The 19,371-nt window shown below is 55.8% G+C and carries 19 protein-coding genes and 1 tRNA gene; 10 read left to right on the top strand and 10 right to left on the bottom strand.

What is annotated here, in order from left to right; all coding sequences use genetic code 11:
* Positions 1-110 precede the first annotated feature (110 nt).
* Entirely contained in the window at positions 111-737 is a 627-nt protein-coding gene (locus tag LNA76_RS02020) for an FMN-dependent NADH-azoreductase (protein ID WP_094197207.1), read from the top strand.
* 442 nt (positions 738-1,179) lie between these two features.
* Here LNA76_RS02020 and ribA read toward each other — a convergent pair whose 3' ends face one another.
* A complete protein-coding gene (ribA, locus tag LNA76_RS02015) occupies positions 1,180-1,851 on the bottom strand; it encodes a GTP cyclohydrolase II (protein ID WP_094197208.1) in 672 nt (223 codons plus the stop codon).
* A gap of 310 nt (positions 1,852-2,161) precedes the next feature.
* Between ribA and LNA76_RS02010 the strand changes: the two genes are divergently transcribed.
* Together LNA76_RS02010 and LNA76_RS02005 are read left to right on the top strand one after the other, a co-directional pair.
* The gene (locus LNA76_RS02010; RefSeq protein WP_094197209.1) at positions 2,162-2,674 is read left to right on the top strand and encodes a hypothetical protein; all 513 of its coding nucleotides are present in this window, start codon (positions 2,162-2,164) and stop codon (positions 2,672-2,674) included.
* A gap of 78 nt (positions 2,675-2,752) precedes the next feature.
* Positions 2,753-3,451, top strand: a complete 699-nt coding sequence (locus LNA76_RS02005) for a cytochrome b/b6 domain-containing protein (RefSeq protein WP_108727702.1) — start codon at positions 2,753-2,755, stop codon at positions 3,449-3,451.
* Between the two features lie 152 nt (positions 3,452-3,603).
* On the opposite strand, the gene LNA76_RS02000 is transcribed toward LNA76_RS02005, so the two are convergent.
* Entirely contained in the window at positions 3,604-5,250 is a 1,647-nt protein-coding gene (locus LNA76_RS02000) for an ABC1 kinase family protein (protein ID WP_094197211.1), read from the bottom strand.
* Between the two features lie 264 nt (positions 5,251-5,514).
* Here LNA76_RS02000 and ypfJ point away from each other — a divergent pair, with 264 nt between their 5' ends.
* The 5 genes from ypfJ to LNA76_RS01980 all read left to right on the top strand — a co-directional run bounded on the left by ypfJ (position 5,515) and on the right by LNA76_RS01980 (position 9,000).
* Complete coding sequence (gene ypfJ, locus LNA76_RS01995) at positions 5,515-6,366, top strand: KPN_02809 family neutral zinc metallopeptidase (RefSeq protein ID WP_094197212.1); 852 nt, start codon at positions 5,515-5,517, stop codon at positions 6,364-6,366.
* Positions 6,367-6,441: 75 nt separating this feature from the next.
* A tRNA-Lys gene (locus tag LNA76_RS01990) sits at positions 6,442-6,517 on the top strand.
* Positions 6,518-6,716: 199 nt separating this feature from the next.
* Entirely contained in the window at positions 6,717-6,839 is a 123-nt protein-coding gene (locus tag LNA76_RS17940) for a hypothetical protein (protein ID WP_257502692.1), read from the top strand.
* Between the two features lie 566 nt (positions 6,840-7,405).
* The gene (gene glnK / locus LNA76_RS01985) at positions 7,406-7,744 is read left to right on the top strand and encodes a P-II family nitrogen regulator (protein WP_009456229.1); all 339 of its coding nucleotides are present in this window, start codon (positions 7,406-7,408) and stop codon (positions 7,742-7,744) included.
* 14 nt (positions 7,745-7,758) lie between these two features.
* The gene (locus LNA76_RS01980) at positions 7,759-9,000 is read left to right on the top strand and encodes an ammonium transporter (protein ID WP_094197213.1); all 1,242 of its coding nucleotides are present in this window, start codon (positions 7,759-7,761) and stop codon (positions 8,998-9,000) included.
* A 119-nt stretch (positions 9,001-9,119) separates the two neighbouring features.
* Here the strand turns inward: LNA76_RS01980 and LNA76_RS01975 are convergent, their stop codons facing one another.
* Positions 9,120-9,572, bottom strand: a complete 453-nt coding sequence (locus LNA76_RS01975) for a c-type cytochrome (RefSeq protein ID WP_125276580.1) — start codon at positions 9,570-9,572, stop codon at positions 9,120-9,122.
* Between the two features lie 98 nt (positions 9,573-9,670).
* A complete protein-coding gene (purB, locus tag LNA76_RS01970; RefSeq protein WP_230017763.1) occupies positions 9,671-11,047 on the bottom strand; it encodes an adenylosuccinate lyase in 1,377 nt (458 codons plus the stop codon).
* A 235-nt stretch (positions 11,048-11,282) separates the two neighbouring features.
* On the opposite strand from purB, the gene LNA76_RS01965 reads away from it, so the two are divergent.
* A complete protein-coding gene (locus LNA76_RS01965) occupies positions 11,283-11,894 on the top strand; it encodes a glutathione S-transferase family protein (protein ID WP_094197216.1) in 612 nt (203 codons plus the stop codon).
* A 59-nt stretch (positions 11,895-11,953) separates the two neighbouring features.
* Here the strand turns inward: LNA76_RS01965 and LNA76_RS01960 are convergent, their stop codons facing one another.
* The gene (locus LNA76_RS01960) at positions 11,954-12,799 is read right to left on the bottom strand and encodes a helix-turn-helix domain-containing protein (RefSeq protein ID WP_230017762.1); all 846 of its coding nucleotides are present in this window, start codon (positions 12,797-12,799) and stop codon (positions 11,954-11,956) included.
* Positions 12,800-12,882: 83 nt separating this feature from the next.
* On the opposite strand from LNA76_RS01960, the gene LNA76_RS01955 reads away from it, so the two are divergent.
* A complete protein-coding gene (locus LNA76_RS01955) occupies positions 12,883-13,977 on the top strand; it encodes an alpha/beta hydrolase (protein ID WP_230017761.1) in 1,095 nt (364 codons plus the stop codon).
* On the opposite strand, the gene LNA76_RS01950 is transcribed toward LNA76_RS01955, so the two are convergent.
* The 5 genes from LNA76_RS01950 to LNA76_RS01930 form a co-directional block, all read right to left on the bottom strand.
* A complete protein-coding gene (locus LNA76_RS01950; protein ID WP_230017759.1) occupies positions 13,964-14,776 on the bottom strand; it encodes a sulfite exporter TauE/SafE family protein in 813 nt (270 codons plus the stop codon). The two genes, LNA76_RS01955 and LNA76_RS01950, sit on opposite strands and share 14 nt — an antisense overlap.
* Positions 14,777-14,785: 9 nt before the next feature.
* Positions 14,786-15,901, bottom strand: coding sequence for a tRNA 2-thiouridine(34) synthase MnmA (gene mnmA / locus LNA76_RS01945; protein ID WP_230017757.1), 1,116 nt, complete (start codon positions 15,899-15,901; stop codon positions 14,786-14,788).
* Positions 15,902-16,112: 211 nt separating this feature from the next.
* On the bottom strand, positions 16,113-17,534 hold the full coding sequence (locus tag LNA76_RS01940) for an FAD-binding oxidoreductase (RefSeq protein WP_230017755.1): 1,422 nt from the start codon (positions 17,532-17,534) through the stop codon (positions 16,113-16,115).
* Positions 17,535-17,560: 26 nt separating this feature from the next.
* On the bottom strand, positions 17,561-18,655 hold the full coding sequence (gene aroG, locus LNA76_RS01935; protein WP_269467009.1) for a 3-deoxy-7-phosphoheptulonate synthase AroG: 1,095 nt from the start codon (positions 18,653-18,655) through the stop codon (positions 17,561-17,563).
* A gap of 485 nt (positions 18,656-19,140) precedes the next feature.
* Complete coding sequence (locus LNA76_RS01930) at positions 19,141-19,371, bottom strand: YbdD/YjiX family protein (protein ID WP_009456207.1); 231 nt, start codon at positions 19,369-19,371, stop codon at positions 19,141-19,143.

Raw genomic sequence — 19,371 nt, 5'->3', positions numbered from 1 at the left:
AGAATTACAAACAAAATTAGAATAATCTTTCTCAGAAAAGCCGGCTTATCAAAGGTATGAGCATCAAACATAATGACACCATTCCTTCATCGCTTTGGACAACAGACATCATGAAACTGCTACACGTAGACTCCAGCATCACCGGCGCGAACTCCGTCTCCCGCGAACTTTCACAATTTGTGGTTGATCAACTGCGCCAGCAAAACGATCAAGTCCAAGTGGAGCATATCGATCTGGCCCTGAACCCGCCCCCTCACTTCTCGGCTGACTCCCTGGGCATGCGCCTGGGCCTGGACCCTGCCACCCTGACCGAACGTCAACGCGCCGAGAATGCGATCACCGAACAATACCTGAACCAGTTTCTGGCCTCGGACGTCATTGTGATTGGCGCCCCCTTCTACAACTTCACCATCCCTAGCCAGCTCAAAGCCTGGATGGACCGTCTGGCTCAAGCTGGTCGCACCTTCCGTTACACCAGCAATGGACCAGAAGGTCTGGCCGGCGACAAAACGGTATATCTGGTTCTGAGCCGTGGTGGCATCTACTCCGAATCGGAGCAAGGCCAGGCCATGGAGCACCAGGAAAGCTATCTGCGCGTGATGTTCGGCTTCATGGGCATAACAGACCTACGTATTGTGTACGCTGAAGGCCTGGGCAAAGCACCTGAGCTGCGCAACCAGATTGTAGAAAATGCCAAAGCCAGTGTCAGCGCCTTGCTGGAAAAGAGCACCGCCTAAAACAGACGCGGTCCGAGTCAATCAGGCCGCAACACTCGCGCCGTCACGCGGCCTCGCTCAGAATCTGGTGTTGTTTCAACTCCCAGGGCTGAGCACGCTACGCTCCTGCCAGACTGCGACCTCGGTCCAGTCTGGCTTTGTTTTTTGTCGCATCCGGCTTCTTGTTCCTGCCCGGCGACGGAAAAGGCCCCCTCGCTACGCCTTCGGCTTGCTGCCCCCCAAGGGGGAGCTTTTTGTTTTGGGGCGGCCCGACGACGGAAAGGGCCCCCTCGCTACGCCTTCGGCTTGCTGCCCCCCAAGGGGGGGCTTTTTGTCTTGGGACGGCCCGGCGACAAAAAAGGGCCTATGCATGGCCCTTTATCCTAAGCGTGCAAGTCCAGTCTTAGCCCAATGATCCTTGAACCCGTACAGGCGCTCACAGGGCGTCAGGCTGGCCCCGCGCTTATTCGTCTGTCTCCAGCCAATGCCCCAAACGCAAACGCTTGGTATTGAGGTAGGCCTCGTTAAAGGGATTACCTTCAATTTGATGCGGCACGCGTTCCACCACATCAATACCGATGTCCTGCAAGGTTTTTACCTTGCGCGGGTTATTGGTCATCAGACGTAGTTTCTGGATACCAACGTGCTCGAGCATATCCTTGCAAATATCGTAGCGACGCATATCGGCCGGAAAACCGAGCTTCTCGTTGGCCTCTACGGTGTCGGCTCCCTGATCTTGCAGCTTGTATGCACGAATCTTGTTCACCAGACCAATGCCTCGCCCTTCCTGGCGCAAATACATCAGGGCGCCACGGCCAGCCGTCGCAATACGTTCCAGCGCCAGTTGCAGTTGAGGGCCGCAATCACAGCGCAGGCTAAATAAGGCATCGCCTGTCAAACACTCGGAGTGCACACGGGCTAGGACGGGATGGCCATCGGCCACGTCCCCCAGGGTCAATAGGACGTGTTCTTTTTGATTGCTGCGCTCTACAAACACATGAATTTGAAAGACAGCCCAAGGCGTGGGCAAACGGCTGGAGCTGACATAGTCCAGTAAAACACCGGGTTTGGCCTGCTGGGCTGCAAGCGCGGAGCCCGATTCTGACGCCAGTGCGGCATCTGGGGTGGATTGCATAATGAGTCTCTGCTGCGGCGAAGAAATGCGGCTTGGCCCCATCCGGGGCGACTTGGCAATGATAGCCCAATTCAGCCGGTTTCTTTCAGTCTGGGACATGATGCTTTTCAGGGCTAATTACCGCTCTTTGCCCACGACACAGGAGTGAAATAATCACCTTATGTTCTTATCCTTATAGCGAAAAATTCTGCTATCCGGTATTCTACGCAACAAGAAAATACATAAAATGTTATGAAACTTACAAATACAGACGATCTATGGCACTTTGTGTTTTTCACTGAGTCCTGATCGTCCTCAGCCCTAATTGATCATGCCCGCCCTTAAGGTCTTTATCCGCTACGTTGTCATTGGGCTTGCTTTAGCCCTGCAACCGTTTGTCGCCCACGGCGCGGCAAGCCAGGCCTGGCCTCAACCGCCCTCGCAGCTCAGTCTGGATAGCCCCTACGGCACACTGCAGGTAAGCCAAAGCGATTATGTCTACGAAGCGCGGCTGCAACTGGACGCAAAGACCATAGAGCCAGAGCTAAAAGGGATGATCAATATCCCCTACGCTTTCAAGCAAGCCAACAATCAAACCGCCCTGATTTCAGTCGACAAGGGCCTGGGTGCTTGCTCGATCAATTACCATTGGGTCACCGTATCGTCCCAGGGCTATACCGTCTCGCCAGCCTTTGGCTCATGCAGCGCCAAAATCCGGGTCCGTCATCACGGCCGAACCCTGATTATGGAAACACCCAGCCAGGACAATCCGGCCATGATCGACGAATACCGATACGATGGGCGCAAAATCAGTTTACGCAAGCGCCGTCCACTTATGCAGTAAGGGGAACCTGCAAGGAGCAGCGGACTCAAACGGAACACTGACTATAATCAGGTGTTTACGTCTCTCCGGATTTTCCCTATGCAAACCTCCACAACCCGCCCTTTACTTGTCTGGGATTTACCCACCCGTTTGTTCCACTGGCTGTTTGTCATTAGCATTGTGGGCTGTTTTGTGACAATCAAAGTTGGCGGGCTATGGATGGACTGGCACGTACGCTTTGGTCTGCTGGCCTTGGGACTGTTGGCCTTTCGTCTGGTCTGGGGTTTGATCGGTGGCTACTACTCGCGCTTTAGCCACTTCTTCCCCAATCCGATACGCAGCCTGCGTTATTTGCGTGATAAACCTGCCGTCTACCCAGGCCACAATCCTGTCGGCGCCTGGTCGGTCTGGGTCATGCTGATTGTGTTTGGTTTTCAGGCCATCTCTGGTTTGTTTGCCAACGACGATATCTTTACCTCAGGCCCTCTGGCCTATCTCAGCAGCGATTGGTCCAAAACCCTGACGGGTCTGCACAAAGCCAACGAATGGATCATGCTGGCCATTATCGGCTTGCATATCCTGGCTATTTTCCTGTATCGCGTCCTGGGTGGTCAGAAATTAACCAGCGTCATGGTCAAGGGCAGCATGCCCGTACCCAGTGAACCTGCGCTACCTGCCAGCAAAGACAACTGGAAAACCCGTTTACTCGCTCTGCTCATTGCCGTACTGATTGCCTGGGGCGTGTACTGGATCACCGGCCTGGCACCGGTAGGCGGCGGCATGGACGACTTTATGTAAGCCTGACTTATCCCCAGAAGCTGTGAATAAACCTGGGGATAATGCGGGGATTGTTTGGGCTGAGCCGCATTTTTACTAGCCGTCTTTTAAACTGGATGGTGACTAGCCGCTTGAACACTCTCTGCACAAAGAGCGACGGCCTCACGATACTTTCAGCGCCGTCGCCAAAATCCCCACAAGACCAGAACCAGCCCCAGAACGGCGGCCAATAAACCGGCCCAGCTAAAAATAGTCAGGCCCAGCCAAGCGGGGCCGCGTGTAACCAGCACCGGCCCCAAAATCAATACAAAGGCCGCCGTCACAATCGCAATGGCCAAACGGGTAGCCGCCTTTTCCAGCGATGAGGCCAGACGCGGCATACCCTCGACTTGAATACGGGCAGAGATCTTGCCTTGCCGGACGCGATGCATCAGCAAACGCAGCAATTGAGGCGCATCCATCGCCAATTGACGGGACTCCAGCAAGCTGCGTTGCAAGTCTGCATAAACACGACGAGGGGAATACTGCTTACGCATCAAAGCCAGAATGACCGGTTGTGCAACCTCAACCACATCAAATTGCGGGTCCAGACGTTTCAATACGCCATCCGCGGTGATAAAAGCCTTGAACAGCAAAGCCAGATCCGGCGGCAAAATCAAATGGTTCTCACGCGCCAGCGCCATAAAATCCAGCAAAGCAACCGAAATGGACAAAAGCCCACTACTTTGTCGGGCAACATAGCGCTGGGCACTTTCTTCCAGCCGGCTCCAATCAAAATCTTCCGCACCCGACCAATCCAGCAAGGTGGTAGCCACCCCATCGGCCTGCCCGTCCACAATTGCGCGCAATAGAACCAGCAATTGCTGACGACGACGTTCCGTCAAATGACCGACCAGACCGAAATCAATAAAGGCGACCTGATTGCCCGGCAACGCCATCATATTGCCGGGGTGCGGGTCGGCATGAAATAGCCCATCCTCCAGAACCATATGCAAGAACGCCAAGGCTCCCCGGCGCGCCAGCAAGGGGCGATCCACTTCAATGGCTTGCAACTGCGCCTCTTGAATTGGTGAGACTCCGGGCACAAACTCCTGCACCATGACGGTGGCACTGGTCCACTCCATATAAACGCGCGGCACCACAATGTCTTTAAAGGGCTGCATATTCTCGCGCACAGCCACGGTATTGGCTGCTTCGCGCGTAAAGTCCAGCTCATCGGCAATGGCTTCGGCCAAGGCGCGCACAATATCGTAGGGGCGATACTCAGGCAACAAACCCTGCTGCTGCACCAAGCGGGCAATCTGTTTCAGCAAACGCAGATCAGCCTGGATCAAAGACTCAAGACCGGGGCGCTGCACCTTCACCACCACTTCAGTACCGTCCCGCAAACAGGCACGATACACCTGCGCCATAGAAGCCGAGGCCAGCACCTGGATATCAAAACGCGCAAAGGCTTGGTCTACGGTTTGCCCTAAAGCCAGTTCCAATTCGGGTCGAATAGTCTCCCAAGGCACCGGCGCGGCATGACCTTGCAGCTTTTCCAGTTCCTGGGTCCACTCCAGAGGCAGCAGGTCATTGCGTGTGGCCAGAATCTGACCGAGTTTGATAAAGGTAGGCCCCAGCTCCTCCAGGGCACGTCGCAAACGTTCAGGCGCCGAGCGTTCGGGCATTTCTGTCGCCACCGGGGTTTTGTTACCGGGCAGCAGCTCCGACAGACCCAGACGATGCATCACATCCCCGATTCCGTATCGAGCAATGACCGATCCGATGGCACGCACGCGCGCATGGTCGCGCAAGGCCAACAAGGTTCCTCCCAACATACTCGCTCTCCAGTAGGCTACGCCCTGAGAAAAGTAGCATACCGCAGCGTCCGGGTGACTTACTTATCCACTTATCCACATTTTCAGTGGGCAAGCGCGGGGATAGCCTTTGGACAAGTCGCATTACCCCAAGTAATTCAAAGACTTGTCATGATGGGGTAATTAAAGTCCCCCTCCCTTTAGAAGATGACAAGAATCGAAAATGCCCCTGCTTTGGCCCGCAAATCAGAGTACATTGACGTTTTCAAATTCAAGGAGAGCGTGATGCGTCTGGATAAATCTCGCTCCAGCCGTAATGTCGAGGACCGCCGTGCCAATGGGCCACGCCTGAGCGGCGGCAAGATCGGTTTGGGGACAATCGTGCTGGCCTTGGTAGCCCTGTACTTTGGGGTCGACCCCAATGTGGTGCTGAACCTGGCCGGTGGCCCCACCAGCGCCCCGCAATCTCAACCGATTGCCGCCTCGGATACACAGGGCCAAACCATCGCCAAAATCCTGGGTGAAACCGAGGATGTCTGGCGCGATATTTTTGCCAAGCAAACCAATGGCAGCTACCGCGATCCCGTACTGGTTCTGTATCGCGGCGCGACTCCCACGGCTTGTGGCGCAGGCCAATCGGCCATGGGCCCGTTTTACTGCCCGGCCGATCAAAAGCTCTATATAGACCTGGGCTTTTTCACCGAGATGGAGCAAAAGATGGGCGTCAAGGGAAACTTTGCCCCTGCCTACGTGATTGCGCATGAAGTGGGCCACCACGTTCAGAACCAATTGGGCATGATGCGCCGTGTGGATGAAGCCCGTCGCAGCGGCTCGGCCTCGCAAGCCCGTCAGGCGTCCGTACGTCTGGAACTGCAGGCAGACTGCTACGCCGGCATCTGGGCCAATCACGCCGATGCACAACGCCAGATCCTGGAGCCGGGCGATATCCGCTCTGCGCTCGACGCGGCTCAAGCCGTGGGCGATGACACCTTGCAAAAGCAGTCTCAAGGCTATGTGGTTCCAGACTCTTTTACCCATGGCAGCGCGCAACAACGCATGGCCTGGTTCATGCAAGGCTATCAAACCGGGCAACTGAACATGTGCGACACCTTCACTCGACCTGATCCCGCTTCCTGATAAACGTAAAATTATGTAACCCGTCCTTGCGCTACATAATTTCCGTTCTATAATCATTTTCTTCGCAGGAAACGGGGGTCGTTAGCTCAGTTGGTAGAGCACTGGACTCTTAATCCATTGGTCGACAGTTCGAGTCTGTCACGACCCACCAGATATCCTGCTGTTTGCGGTACACCATGCCGCAACACCGTAAATTAGCCCGCTGCTACAGCGGGCTTTTTTGCGTCTGGACGCATCGATCCAGCACATCGCTACCCCAATTTTGCGCAGCCATCTTCTGGTCATAGTTGTTTACTTCGCCCACTACAAAAACCCGCTAGGCTAACAGATCATCACATCAGGAGATTGTCATGCTGATTGCCATTGATCCGACCAAGGCCCCCGACACCACACCTCCGGGCAAAACGCCGAACCCCGAACCCGATCCGAAGAAAATCCCGGGCAATGAGCCGCCTAGCAAAGCCAGGAACTGACAGACCTCGCCCACTCAAACATCCTGCACCCCTGCCATGTAGGCGCAATCCAGGGCAGCGCAGAAAATGTCGCTGCCCTGCCAGCGCCTTGCCCCACATTTGAATCATGCTTTGGCAGCAGGAAAATGTTGCAAAGTTAAGACTATTTTAAAAAAAAATGCACACAATGCGCACTTGTTGCGTTGCAACATATATTATTTTTCCATAGTCGTTGTTCCTGCGGTGGTGAGATGAGCGGAGACAGGCGTCACAGAGCGCTGCTGTTATCTTGCTGCCCACCGACTAGGCAAGACCGGGGTCACGTGCCTAGCTAGCTTACTCGCCTTGCCGGAATTGTGTTGCTCTTCAACCTACAACACAGGTCCGCTTGCCTACCACTTGCGTTCGCGCTGTCGCACATCCTGCTGACAGCCGGAGAGTCGCTCAAACCGGCGCTGCCGGTTGCACTCAAGCCATCCACCAGGATTACCCATCCCGGTCGGCCCCCTCTCAACCGTCTCCTACCCCCCTCGGTGTTCCATTGCATCCGCAAGGCCAGCTTGCCTGTGTTTACTTCAGGAACACCTATGAAATTAATTACCGCCATCGTCAAACCCTTCAAGGTTGACGAGATACGCGAGGCCCTTTCCGATCTGGGCATACAGGGGATGACACTGACCGAGGTCAAAGGATTTGGTCGCCAGAAAGGCCACACTGAGCTTTACCGCGGTGCAGAATATGCAGTCGACTTCCTGCCCAAGATCCGCATTGAACTGGCTATTCCCGACGAGCAGTTGCAAAGCGTTCTGGAAGCCATTCAAAGCAGCGCCCGCACCGGTCGTATTGGTGACGGCAAGATCTTTGTCCAGCCGCTGGACCACGTCATCCGCATCCGCACCGGCGAATGCGATGAGCAAGCCCTGTAATCGGAGACTCCATCATGAACAACGCTGATCTCTCGTGGATGCTGGTCTCCACGCTTCTGGTACTAATGATGGCCGCGCCGGGCCTGGCCCTGTTTTACTCAGGGATGGTGCGTCAAAAAAATGCCTTGTCCATGTTGTCCCAAACCTTGCTGGTGTTCAGTTTGGGGGTGGTGCTGTGGTTTATCTATGGCTACTCGCTGGCTTTTACCGCTGGCAATCCCTTGATTGGTGGTTTCGACAAGGTCTTGTTCAATGGCATGTTTACTGCCGCTGACCAACAGTTCTCCATGTCGGGCACCCTGCCTGAACTGCTGTTTGCGTCTTTCCAGGCCACGTTTGCCGGTCTGACATGCGCCCTGGTTGTCGGCAGTCTGGCAGAACGTACCCGTCTGTCCGCCATTTTGGTCTTTACTGTGATCTGGTTCACCCTGGCCTATCTGCCTATCTGCCATATGGTCTGGTTTGCCGATGGACAGAACGGCGGTTTGCTCAACACCCGTGGCGCGCTGGACTTTGCGGGAGGAACGGTCGTACACATCAATGCTGGTATTGCGGGTCTGGTCGGAGCCTGGATGATTGGCCCACGCTTGAACTACCGTCGTGAAGCCATGCCACCTCATAACCTGCCCTTGACCTTTATTGGTGCGGCTCTGCTGTGGGTAGGCTGGTTCGGTTTCAACGCTGGCTCGGCTTTGTCTGCCAATGAAAATGCCACGCTCGCCTTCTTCAACACCATGTTGGCCGCTGCCATTGGCGTTGTGGCCTGGACGTTGGGCGAATGGATCAGCAAAGGTCATCCTTCCTTGCTGGGTGCTTGCTCGGGTGCCATTGCAGGTTTGGTCGGCATTACCCCAGCAGCCGGTTTTGTGGCTCCCTCCGGTGCACTGGCCATTGGCTTGATTACTTCCCTGGCTTGCTTGTGGGGCGTTAATGTTCTGAAGCGCTGGCTGCGTGCCGACGATACATTGGACGTGTTTGGCATTCACGGTTTGGGCGGAATTGTGGGCGCGTTGCTCACGGGTCTGTTCAACGCACCTGTTCTAGGTGGTCCCGGCACCGCTGCTGGCAACAGTATCTGGATGCAGTTGTGGATTCAGCTCGAAGGCGTCTTGCTGACTCTGGTCTGGTCCGGTGTGGCCGCCTGGATTGCCTTCAAGATTGCCAAAGTCGTCTGCGGTGGTTTACGTGTCGATGCTGACCATGAACGCGAAGGTCTGGATATCCGCACCCACGGTGAAACGGGCTATCAACACTGAGATCCCATCATGATTCTTGACTATCTTGCCCACAGGCAAACAGCCCCCTTCAAACACAGGTACAAACCTAAAAGAAAAAGCCCTCTCTCGAGGGCTTTTTTTATAAGCAAAACGGCTGCTTATTTTTCTTTGCGGTAAGCGTCGTGACAAGTCTTACAGGACTTGCCCACATTACCAAAAGCCACACGGAAGGCATCAAAGTCGCCTGAATCGGAAGCCACTTTCAGCTTGTCGATTGCCGTGGTGAAATCGTCTGTCGCTTGCTTGAAACCCTGAGCATCGCTCCAGGCTTCTGCTTTGGTCTCGCCGCCTTCAGTACCGGCACCAAACGCGCTCCAAGGCAAAGCAGCCAAAACAGTCAGCACTTCCACGTTCTTGGCGATCGCAGCCGCGTCGTAAGGAGCTTCCTTTTTAGCGACGGGAGCCATACGACCAAAATGCGAACCGATCAAGGCCATGCTGGCTTGACGGTAGTCCACCGCTTGCTCAGGCTTGGCGAATTGGGCTGTAGCTGGCGTGACAAACGCGGCGCACAAAGCGGCAGCGGCAGTCAAAAACGCAAGTTTTTTCATGGGAACTCCTGTGTGATGAAACATAAAACACTTCATAAAGCACTGGCTCAAGAAACCCGATCGGCGGTGCCCTTGTGCAAGAACACAGCCGTTTGGATTTAGATTGCCTGAGCCAACTGTACCGCGACGCCCAGATAGCTGCGTGGAGTTAGCTCAAGCAAATAGTTTTTAGCGTCTGCGGGCAGCTCCAGGCCACCAATAAACTCGCGCAACGCTTCCTCGGTAATACCACGGCCACGTGTCAGAGCTTTGAGTTGTTCGTAAGGCTGAGGCAAACCGTAGCGACGCATCACGGTTTGAACTGGTTCGGCCAGGATTTCCCAGCAAGCATCAATGTCCGCATCCACAGCGGCAGCATTCAGTTCCAGTTTGCCGATACCACGCAGGCAGGCGTCGTAGGCCACCACGCTGTAGCCCAGGGCCACGCCCAGATTACGCAGCACGGTCGAATCCGTCAGGTCTCGCTGCCAACGAGAGATAGGGAGCTTCTCGGACAGGTGACGCAGCATGGCATTGGCCAGGCCCAGATTGCCTTCCGAGTTTTCAAAGTCAATCGGGTTCACCTTGTGCGGCATGGTGGACGAACCGATCTCGCCTTCTTTCAGGCGCTGCTTGAAGTAGCCCAGGGAAATGTAGCCCCAAACGTCACGGTTGAAGTCCAGCAGGATGGTGTTGGCACGGGCGATCGCGTCAAACAGGGCAGCCATCCAATCATGCGGTTCGATCTGAATGGTGTAGACGTTTTGCGTCAGACCCAAACCACCCAGCACTTTCTTGCTGAATGCTGGCCAGTCAATTTCGGGGTAAGCCGAGAAGTGCGCATTGTAGTTACCGGTTGCGCCGTTCAATTTAGCCAGAGGCTGAACAGCGGCGATAGCGGTAATGGCGTTTTGCAAACGCGCGGCCACGTTGGCGAACTCTTTGCCCATGGTGCTGGGGCTGGCAGGCTGGCCGTGGGTGCGCGAGAGCAAAGGCTGCTCGGCATGCAGACGGGCCTGAGCCTTGATGGCATCGCACACTTCCTGCAACTGAGGCAGGATGACCTGCTCACGAGCACGCGTCAACATCAGGGCGTGCGAGGTGTTGTTGATGTCCTCGGAGGTGCAGGAGAAGTGAATGAACTCGGCCGCGGCGGACAGTTCGGCGTGGTCGGCCACTTTTTCTTTCAACCAGTATTCCACGGCTTTCACGTCGTGGTTAGTGGTGCGCTCAATGGCTTTGATGCGGGCAGCATCGTCTTCCGAGAAGTTCTGCACCAGGCTCTTGAGTACCTGGCGGGCTTCGGCAGAGAAAGTAGGCAGTTCAGGCAGACCCGCGTCGGACAGGCCGATCAGCCAGGCCACTTCGACCTCCACGCGATGCCACATGAATGCGGCTTCGGACAACAGGCCACGCAAGGGGGCGGTACGGCTGCCATAACGCCCGTCCAATGGCGACAAGGCATTCAGAGTGCTCAGGGTATCGGCTATGTGCATCGTTCTACAGAAAAGAAGGGGGAATAAAGTCAGCCCGCATTCTAACATTGCAGGCCGACACCCGTATGCCACGCGTTCAGCATGGGGGTAGAAAGCGACGGCAGTCCCAGGCTTTGACGAATAAACCACAGTTTTCCAACATTGTTTCCAGCGACAGGGCCAGGCCCGGCCTGCGGGGCGTTCGCCCATAGGTTCCTGCTATACTTTTTGAGCCTGCAACTTTTGATAGCTTTTTATGAAACTTATAGCTTCCCTCACCAGCCCATACGCGCGCAAAGTGCGTGTTGTCATGGCGGAAAAAAAGCTCGATTACGAGCTGATTCTGGAGGATGTGTGGGCCGATGACAGCGATATTCTGAAACACAATCCACTGGGCAAAGTTCCCTGTCTGATTATGGATGATCAGGCAAGCTTGTTTGACTCCCGCGTGATCGTCGAATATCTGGATACCCTCTCGCCCGTCGGCCGCCTGATCCCCCAAGCCGGACGTGATCGCGCTGCAGTCAAATGCTGGGAAGCCATTGCCGATGGCTTGCTTGACGCCTGCGTTGCCATCGTGGTGGAAAATCGCCGCCCCCAAGAGCTACGTCTGCCCGCCTGGATTGACCGCCAAAACAGCAAAATCACCGCTGCCCTGCAATCGATGAACAACACCCTGGGTGACCAGTCCTTTTGCATGGGCACCAGCTTTAGCCTGGCCGACATTGCCGTAGGCTGCGCACTGGGTTATCTGGACCTGCGCTTTCCTGAGCTGGACTGGCGCTCGCAGTACGGCAATCTGCAACGCCTGGATGAAAAACTCCAAGCGCGTCCCTCGTTTGCCAGCACCTTACCGCCTACGCAGTGAGCGTTGCGCCAGCAAGCAAGGGCCCATTCTTTTGAATGGGTTTTTTTATGTCTGCCACCTCAGGACTTACCCAGCAAACGATACATCCAGAAGGCCTCATCGGTCTTCATGCGCTGGGCAAACTGGGCCGGCGAAAAGCCGGAAATTCGTTTGACCTCTCTGCCAAAATGAGACTGGTCGCTATACCCGGCCTGCAGCGCCACATCGGACCAGACCGGATTTTCCTGCTGCTGCACCAGGGCAAAAGCACGCTCTGCACGCACATAAAGCTGTAGCTCACGCTGACTCTGCCCAGCCCAACGCTTGAATTGCCGTTGCATCTGACGCAAGCCCGTTCCCGTGCAAGTTGCTGCTATTTTCATCCCCAAAGCCGTCAACCAATGGTTCAAGGTAGCAGCACCGCCTGTTGCCAGACCGCCATGGGCGCAACGTTGGATTGCTGACTCCAGCTGCTGAAATAAAGGGCCATCTTCAGTGCCTACCTGTCCAAGGGCCTGACAACTAGAAGCAGGCAAAACCTGCTCCATAGGCAGTACCAGATCCATCAAGTCGCTGGCCTCTATACCAAACACACGCTTGAAGGCATCGGGGTAAAGTCCAATCGAAATCGCATGGACAGATCCCGGAGACCAGCTAATGGACGGCGTACGCGACGGCCCGGCAAACAACATGCTGGGAAGGGCCTCTGACAGTACCGGAGCCCCCCCATTCGCTGGCGTCTGAACCATGTGCAGTTGGCCATGAAAAACCCACGACAAAACCACCAGGGGCGAGGCTGGATAAAAATTCAAACGCTGCTCCGACGGCAGAGCCAAACCACGGGTATCACGCTCCACCCCCAGATGGATGCTGGCCGCGGTTTTTCGGCTGGGGCGATGCAAACGGGCACAAGGCAAAGCAGACATGGCAAGTCGTTTCCGTTCTATCCGGCCCAGACAAGACGGGCCACACTGAAAGTCCCTTTATCCTACTTCAGCCCCGCCCTCTTATGCCTAAAACTATTTTGCAAGGATCCTGGTCTCATCGTTGCCGAAGCGCCCTCACCCTCTGGGCCACCACCATAGACGTACTGGCCCGACGTATCATCGCCAAGCCGCTGGTGTCCGGCTGGTCTGTGCCTTTTGAAATCGCCACCCTGTTCTATCGCAAGCAGTTCAACCACGCCTTCCGCTTGCCAACCCTAGCTGAAGGCCGCGCCTATTTCGACAGCCTGTACACGATTGCCGAACCGGACTTGCCCGTCCAGATGCAGGCCAGCACGTCCCCAGAACCACGGGGAGACTGGTTCACTCCAGATCGCCCAAACAGCAGCAAAACCATCTTGTACTTTCATGGCGGCGGCTATGCGTTCTACCCAATCGTGTCGCGCCACTTCACTCGTCTGCTGGCCCACAAGCTGCAAATACCCATCTTCGCCGTGGACTATCGCCTGACCCCGGAACATCCTCACCCAGCCCAACAGGAAGATGCGCTAGAGGCCTACCGCTATCTGCTCAAACGTGGCATCCCCGCGCAGGATATTGTCCTGGCAGGCGACTCGGCAGGCGGACACCTGGTGCTGATGACCCTAGTCAGCCTGCGCCAGGCCGGACTGCCCCAACCTTCTCTGGCCTTGGCACTAAGCCCCTGGACGGATATAGGACGACGCGGCGCCAGCCAGTTTGGCTATGATCGCTACGATATGGTGCAGGGCTATCAAACACTGCAATACGGTCAATGGCTGAAGGGCAACGGCCTCTGGAGTGACGATCAACTCTCTCCCATTGCCCAGGATCTTCGCCATCTAGCCCCCATCTACATTCAGGCAGGCGGCAAGGAGATTCTGGTGGACATGATTCGCGATTTTGCCCAAGAGGCGCATAAGCAAGGAGCCGGCATTCGGCTGGATGTCTGGCCGGACATGACGCACGAGTTCCATGCCTATGGCCGCACACTGCCGCAAAGCGAGCAGGCGATTGCCGCGCTACGGACAGCGATTCAATGGACTAAAGGAGGCGTGTTTGAGCCGGCAGAAGAAACCGAATTGAATGGACTGGACTCTGCCTTTGGCAAAGCCCAGCGTAAAGACATCAAAGCTGTGTAATGGCCTGCGTAATCATATAGATCGCCAGCACAGTCAGCATGCTGGCAAAAATACGCTTAAGCGTCACCTGGTCAATTTTGTGGGCCAGGCTGGCGCCCAAGGGCGCGGTACAAATACTGGTGGCCGAAACAATCAACAAGGCAGGCCAGTAGATAAAGCCAATCATGCCAGGATGGCTGCCGAAAGTGGCCTGACCGGACCAGATATAGCCCACGCTATTGGCCAGCGCGATGAAAAAGCCCAGTGCAGCCGAAGTGGCGACGGCCTGTCGCACAGGCACATTGCCACGCAGCATGAAGGGGACGGACAAGAAGGCCCCGCCCGCACCCAACAGACCGGAGACGAAACCGATCAAGGCGCCCATGGCAGCGATCCAAAATGGGGCAGGCAAGGAGCGGCCTTGCACCGGGGCCGACTTGCGCGCCATTTTAGAGGCCGAATACAAGACGAACACACCGAACACAATCGCCAGCGCCGTGCTGTTGATCATGGCAAAAATCGCGCCGCCCGACAGCAGACCGCCCACGATCAAACCGGGCACCATCACCTTGACCACGTCCCAACGGATGGCGCCATGTTTATGATGCGCCCGTACGCTGGACAAGGAAGTAAACAGAATCGTGGCCATGGCCGTGGCAATGGACGCATGCACGGCCAGCTCTTGCGGCACACCAAACAAGGGCAGCAGGAAGGTCAGGAATGGCACCAGAATCATGCCCCCGCCAATCCCCAGCAAACCAGCGGCCAACCCTATACCGGCACCCAGCACCAGCAAACTGATGACAAGAATGGGATCCATGCCCGCCTCTTATTGAATAATGCCGCCGCCCAGGCAGCGGTCACCGTCGTACAAGACCACGGACTGACCGGGGGTTACAGCCCACTGAGGCTGATCAAAACGCAGAGACAGGCTGTCACCTTCAGCCGCCAGCACCGTGCAGGCGGCATCAGCCTGGCGATAGCGGGTCTTGGCATGAATCGGGCCCAACGCCGGCGGATGGCCTGCTACCCAGCTAGTCTGCTCAGCCTTCAATTCGGACTGCAACAGCCAGGGGTGATCGTGCCCTTGCACAACATACAAAGTGTTTGTAGCCAAGTCTTTACGGGCGGCATACCAGGCGTCGGCGGTACCGTCTTCGCGCTGCTTGCCCTTGACGCCACCAATGCCCAAACCCTTGCGCTGACCATAGGTGTGGAAAGCCAGGCCCACGTGCTGACCCAGCACCTGCCCTTCCGGTGTCTTGATCGGACCGGGTTGAGTAGGCAGATAGCGATTCAAAAATTCGCGGAAAGGACGCTCGCCAATAAAGCAAATGCCGGTTGAGTCTTTTTTAGCCGCATTGGGCAGCTTCAGTTCTTCGGCAATACGACGCACTTCCTGCTTGTTGATCTCACCCAAAGGAAACAAGGTGCGCGACAACTGCGCCTGATTCAGGCGGTGCAAAAAATAGCTTTGGTCTTTAGACGCATCCAAGCCTTTGAGCAACTGGTAGTCTGTACCGCCCCCGGTCATGGGCACACCACGCACGCGAGCGTAATGGCCAGTCGCAATCCAATCAGCGCCCAAGGTCATGGCATGGTCCAGAAAGGCCTTGAATTTAATTTCCGCATTACACAGAACATCGGGATTCGGGGTACGGCCCGCCGAGTATTCCCGCAAGAACTCCGCAAACACGCGGTCTTTATATTCTGCTGCGAAGTTGACCGCCTCAATCTCGACCCCGACCAGATCGGCCACGCTGGCCGCATCCAGCCAATCCTGGCGCGAGGAGCAGAATTCGGAATCGTCGTCGTCTTCCCAGTTCTTCATGAACAGGCCCACGACTTCATAGCCTTGCTCTTTAAGCAACCAGGCCGAGACAGAGGAGTCCACGCCGCCGGACATTCCGATAACGACGCGACCTTTTTTGGTGGAAATAGTCATTGCAGTGATGATGAGAGGTGTCGCAGCAGGCAGACCGATGGTCCGGCGCACACCTGACTAACTAAAAAAGGCATTGTACGCCTGCCCTGACGCATGTACAGGCCGACGCTGCCAGTGCCTGGGGTTTCTGGAAAACGGTACTACCCAAGACACGAAAGCCCAGACACAAGGTCCGGGCTTTCAGGCCGACTCAAGTGTGACTCAAGCGCGATCAGCCCAGAGGACGCGCAGGCAACATCTTGCCAGGGTTCATGATGTTATGAGGATCCAGCGCATGCTTGATGCTGCTCATCACATCCAGGGCATCCTGACCGTGCTCGGCCAGCATGAACTCCATCTTGTGCAGACCTACGCCGTGCTCACCCGTGCAGGTGCCTTGCATGGCAATGGCACGCTCCACCAGACGATGGTTCAGGCGCTCGGACTCGTCCCACTCTTCCTGGCTGTCGGCATCGAGCAGCATCAGGACGTGGAAGTTGCCATCGCCCACGTGGCCCACGATGGTGTACGGGAACGGAGCCTGATCCATATCGGCCGCGGTTTGCGCCACACATTCTGCCAGGGCGGAAATAGGCACACAAACGTCTGTGGTGCTGGAGCGGCAGCCAGGGCGCAGTTGCAAACCGGCAAAGTAGGCATTGTGTCGAGCCGTCCACAAACGCGAACGGTCCTCGGCCTTATCGGCCCATTCAAAGTCCATGCCGCCGTTCTCGCGGGTAATTTCCTGAACCACCTGAGCCTGCTCCTGCACACCGCTGGGGCTGCCGTGAAATTCAAACAGCAGCAGGGGCGACTCTTTCAGCGTTAGCTTGCTGTAGGCATTGGTGGCACGCACTGCTGCGGCATCCATGAACTCGACACGCGCAATTGGGATACCCATTTGAATGACCTCGATCACGCTTTGCACGGCAGAGCGCAGATCGGGGAAATTACAGATGGCGGCGGAAATGGCTTCGGGCTGCGGGTACAGGCGGACCGTCACTTCGGTAATGATGCCCAGCGTGCCTTCGCTACCAATGAACAAGCGAGTCAGGTCGTAACCGGCCGAGGATTTCTTGGCGCGATTAGCCGTATCGATAATGCGGCCGTCTGCCGTCACGACCTTCAGAGTCAGGACGTTTTCACGCATGGTGCCGTAGCGTACGGCATTGGTACCTGAAGCGCGGGTTGCAGCCATCCCACCCAGGCTGGCATCCGCACCGGGATCGATGGGGAAGAACAAACCTGTGTCACGGATATGCTCATTCAGGGCCATGCGTGTCACGCCAGCCTGCACTGTCGCGGTGAAGTCCTCGGCATTGATCGCCACGATCTCGTCCATGCCGGACAAGTCCAGACTGACGCCACCTTGAATCGCCAGAAAATGCCCTTCCAGCGAGGAACCAGCCCCGTAAGGAATCAGGGGCACATGGTGCTCATGGCAATGCCGCGCCACCCAGGCGACTTCTTCTGTGCCGCGAGCAAAAACAACCACATCAGGCAGCATGGGTGGATACGGCGATTCATCCCGTCCATGGTGTTCACGCACAGCGTGAGAAAGCGAGCACCGCTCTTGGAACTGAGCCTGCAAGGCTTCTACAAAACCTTCAGGTAAAGGGCGCCGCGCTAGATCGGCATGACCGGGAGCATTCATGAGCATTCCAAAAAGGCAAAACCCTATTATGAGTGGCTAAGTGCCCCCTCTTCAAGAGCGACTCGCGCCTGGCGACGCTGACGCACCGCTTGGGCCAGTTTTTCCAGAACCACCACGGTGTCATCCCAATCAATGCAACCGTCGGTGATGCTTTGGCCGTAGGTCAAGGGCTTGCCTTCCACCACGTCCTGACGACCGCCTACCAGATGGCTTTCGATCATCACGCCGCAAATACGCATATCGCCGCCAGAAATCTGACCAGCCACATCGGCCAGCACTTCGGGCTGACGGCGGTAGTCTTTATTGCTGTTGGCGTGGCTGGCATCAACCATGACACGTGGCACCATACCGGCCTTGATCATGGCCTGGCTGGTTGCCTCGACGTTTTCAGCATCGTAGTTCGGCGTCTTGCCACCGCGCAGAATCACGTGGCAATCGTTATTGCCCACGGTGGACACAATGGCGGAGTGACCACCCTTGGTGACCGACAGGAAATGGTGCGGCTGCGAAGCGGCCTTGATCGCGTCCAGAGCAATACGAATATTGCCATCCGTGCCATTTTTGAAACCCACGGGGCAGGACAATCCGGAGGACAGCTCGCGGTGAACCTGGCTTTCCGTCGTACGAGCACCAATGGCGCCCCAGGACACCAGATCGGCAATGTACTGGGGGGTAATCATGTCCAGGAACTCGCAGCCTGCAGGCAAATCCAACTGGTTGACGGCCAGCAGCAATTCACGCGCCGTACGCAAACCCTGATTGATGTTGAAACTGCCATCCATGAAGGGGTCGTTGATCAGCCCTTTCCAGCCTACTGTGGTACGTGGTTTTTCGAAGTACACACGCATCACAATTTCCAGCTCGGGCGCAAAACGCTTGCGCTCCACCGTCAAACGGCGGGCGTAGTCCATTGCAGCTTCAGTATCGTGAATGGAACAAGGGCCCACCACGACCACCAGACGATCATCGCGTTCGTGAAGAATCTTGTGAATGCTGCGACGTGCCTTGTGAACCGTGGTCGAGACAGCAGAGGTACACGGGAACTCGCGCATCACATGGGATGGGGGAGACAGCTCCTTAATTTCACGAATCCGTAAATCATCAGTATTGTGCGACACGATTGAACTCCAGTTGGTTTGCCAGGTCCGGGGGCAAACGAAAAAAAAGCCGCCCGGACAATGCTGGCGGCTTATTTCAGGATTTGGGTCTTACTTGTGTTTGGTGCAACCCGTCCTTTCCTCCACCAGCGGCATCGGAAAAGCATAAAAATAAAAGAAGAAAACGGGGGTTGCGAAAGTCATGGGAAAAATCCTAACACAGTTCCGGACGTGCCGCCAACAAAACCGGCAAGATTCACCCACAAAAACGCAGAATAACAAAATATTTATACCAACAAGCCGCTAAAAAACACCACCAAACGAAACGATCATTTCGTTTAGCATTTTTTATTGGCCCTTTTGTTTCGTGTTATCGCAAAAAATCACGATAAATCGTTTAGCTGGCTTGTTTGTCTTATTTTTACATCTGTATACAAAACTGATCGCTATCTGTCCTGCTCAGATGCGAAAGGGCCAAAACACAAGGTTCTGGCCCTTAGCTGCCTAATTTAGCAACACGCTATCCGTCCTTTTCCGCCATAACGCGCTTGCTGTCGCTCGCGGAAAAATTCGGCGTATTCCATCGGTTTCTGATCGGGGTGATTCACCCGCATATGATTCAAATAGGTTTCGTAATCAGGCACGCCCACCATCAGGCGCAAGGTTGTGGCCAGATAGCGCCCGGTACCCCGCCCTGCCTGGGCACTGCGCGAGATCGCTCCGGTCAATAAGCCTTTCAT

Origin of the sequence: Alcaligenes sp. MMA (assembly GCF_020907215.1) — a bacterium.
Taxonomy (GTDB): domain Bacteria; phylum Pseudomonadota; class Gammaproteobacteria; order Burkholderiales; family Burkholderiaceae_B; genus Alcaligenes; species Alcaligenes aquatilis.
This window is presented reverse-complemented; position numbering and strand designations above follow the sequence as displayed.

What these genes read in the sequence shown, in the direction of transcription:
- LNA76_RS02020 (WP_094197207.1), top strand. Translation starts at nt 111, where the DNA reads ATGAAACTGCTACACGTAGACTCCAGCATCACCGGCGCGAACTCCGTC.
- ribA (WP_094197208.1), bottom strand. Translation starts at nt 1,851, where the DNA reads ATGCAATCCACCCCAGATGCCGCACTGGCGTCAGAATCGGGCTCCGCG.
- LNA76_RS02010 (WP_094197209.1), top strand. Translation starts at nt 2,162, where the DNA reads ATGCCCGCCCTTAAGGTCTTTATCCGCTACGTTGTCATTGGGCTTGCT.
- LNA76_RS02005 (WP_108727702.1), top strand. Translation starts at nt 2,753, where the DNA reads ATGCAAACCTCCACAACCCGCCCTTTACTTGTCTGGGATTTACCCACC.
- LNA76_RS02000 (WP_094197211.1), bottom strand. Translation starts at nt 5,250, where the DNA reads ATGTTGGGAGGAACCTTGTTGGCCTTGCGCGACCATGCGCGCGTGCGT.
- ypfJ (WP_094197212.1), top strand. Translation starts at nt 5,515, where the DNA reads ATGCGTCTGGATAAATCTCGCTCCAGCCGTAATGTCGAGGACCGCCGT.
- LNA76_RS17940 (WP_257502692.1), top strand. Translation starts at nt 6,717, where the DNA reads ATGCTGATTGCCATTGATCCGACCAAGGCCCCCGACACCACACCTCCG.
- glnK (WP_009456229.1), top strand. Translation starts at nt 7,406, where the DNA reads ATGAAATTAATTACCGCCATCGTCAAACCCTTCAAGGTTGACGAGATA.
- LNA76_RS01980 (WP_094197213.1), top strand. Translation starts at nt 7,759, where the DNA reads ATGAACAACGCTGATCTCTCGTGGATGCTGGTCTCCACGCTTCTGGTA.
- LNA76_RS01975 (WP_125276580.1), bottom strand. Translation starts at nt 9,572, where the DNA reads ATGAAAAAACTTGCGTTTTTGACTGCCGCTGCCGCTTTGTGCGCCGCG.
- purB (WP_230017763.1), bottom strand. Translation starts at nt 11,047, where the DNA reads ATGCACATAGCCGATACCCTGAGCACTCTGAATGCCTTGTCGCCATTG.
- LNA76_RS01965 (WP_094197216.1), top strand. Translation starts at nt 11,283, where the DNA reads ATGAAACTTATAGCTTCCCTCACCAGCCCATACGCGCGCAAAGTGCGT.
- LNA76_RS01960 (WP_230017762.1), bottom strand. Translation starts at nt 12,799, where the DNA reads ATGTCTGCTTTGCCTTGTGCCCGTTTGCATCGCCCCAGCCGAAAAACC.
- LNA76_RS01955 (WP_230017761.1), top strand. Translation starts at nt 12,883, where the DNA reads ATGCCTAAAACTATTTTGCAAGGATCCTGGTCTCATCGTTGCCGAAGC.
- LNA76_RS01950 (WP_230017759.1), bottom strand. Translation starts at nt 14,776, where the DNA reads ATGGATCCCATTCTTGTCATCAGTTTGCTGGTGCTGGGTGCCGGTATA.
- mnmA (WP_230017757.1), bottom strand. Translation starts at nt 15,901, where the DNA reads ATGACTATTTCCACCAAAAAAGGTCGCGTCGTTATCGGAATGTCCGGC.
- LNA76_RS01940 (WP_230017755.1), bottom strand. Translation starts at nt 17,534, where the DNA reads ATGAATGCTCCCGGTCATGCCGATCTAGCGCGGCGCCCTTTACCTGAA.
- LNA76_RS01930 (WP_009456207.1), bottom strand. Translation starts at nt 19,371, where the DNA reads ATGAAAGGCTTATTGACCGGAGCGATCTCGCGCAGTGCCCAGGCAGGG.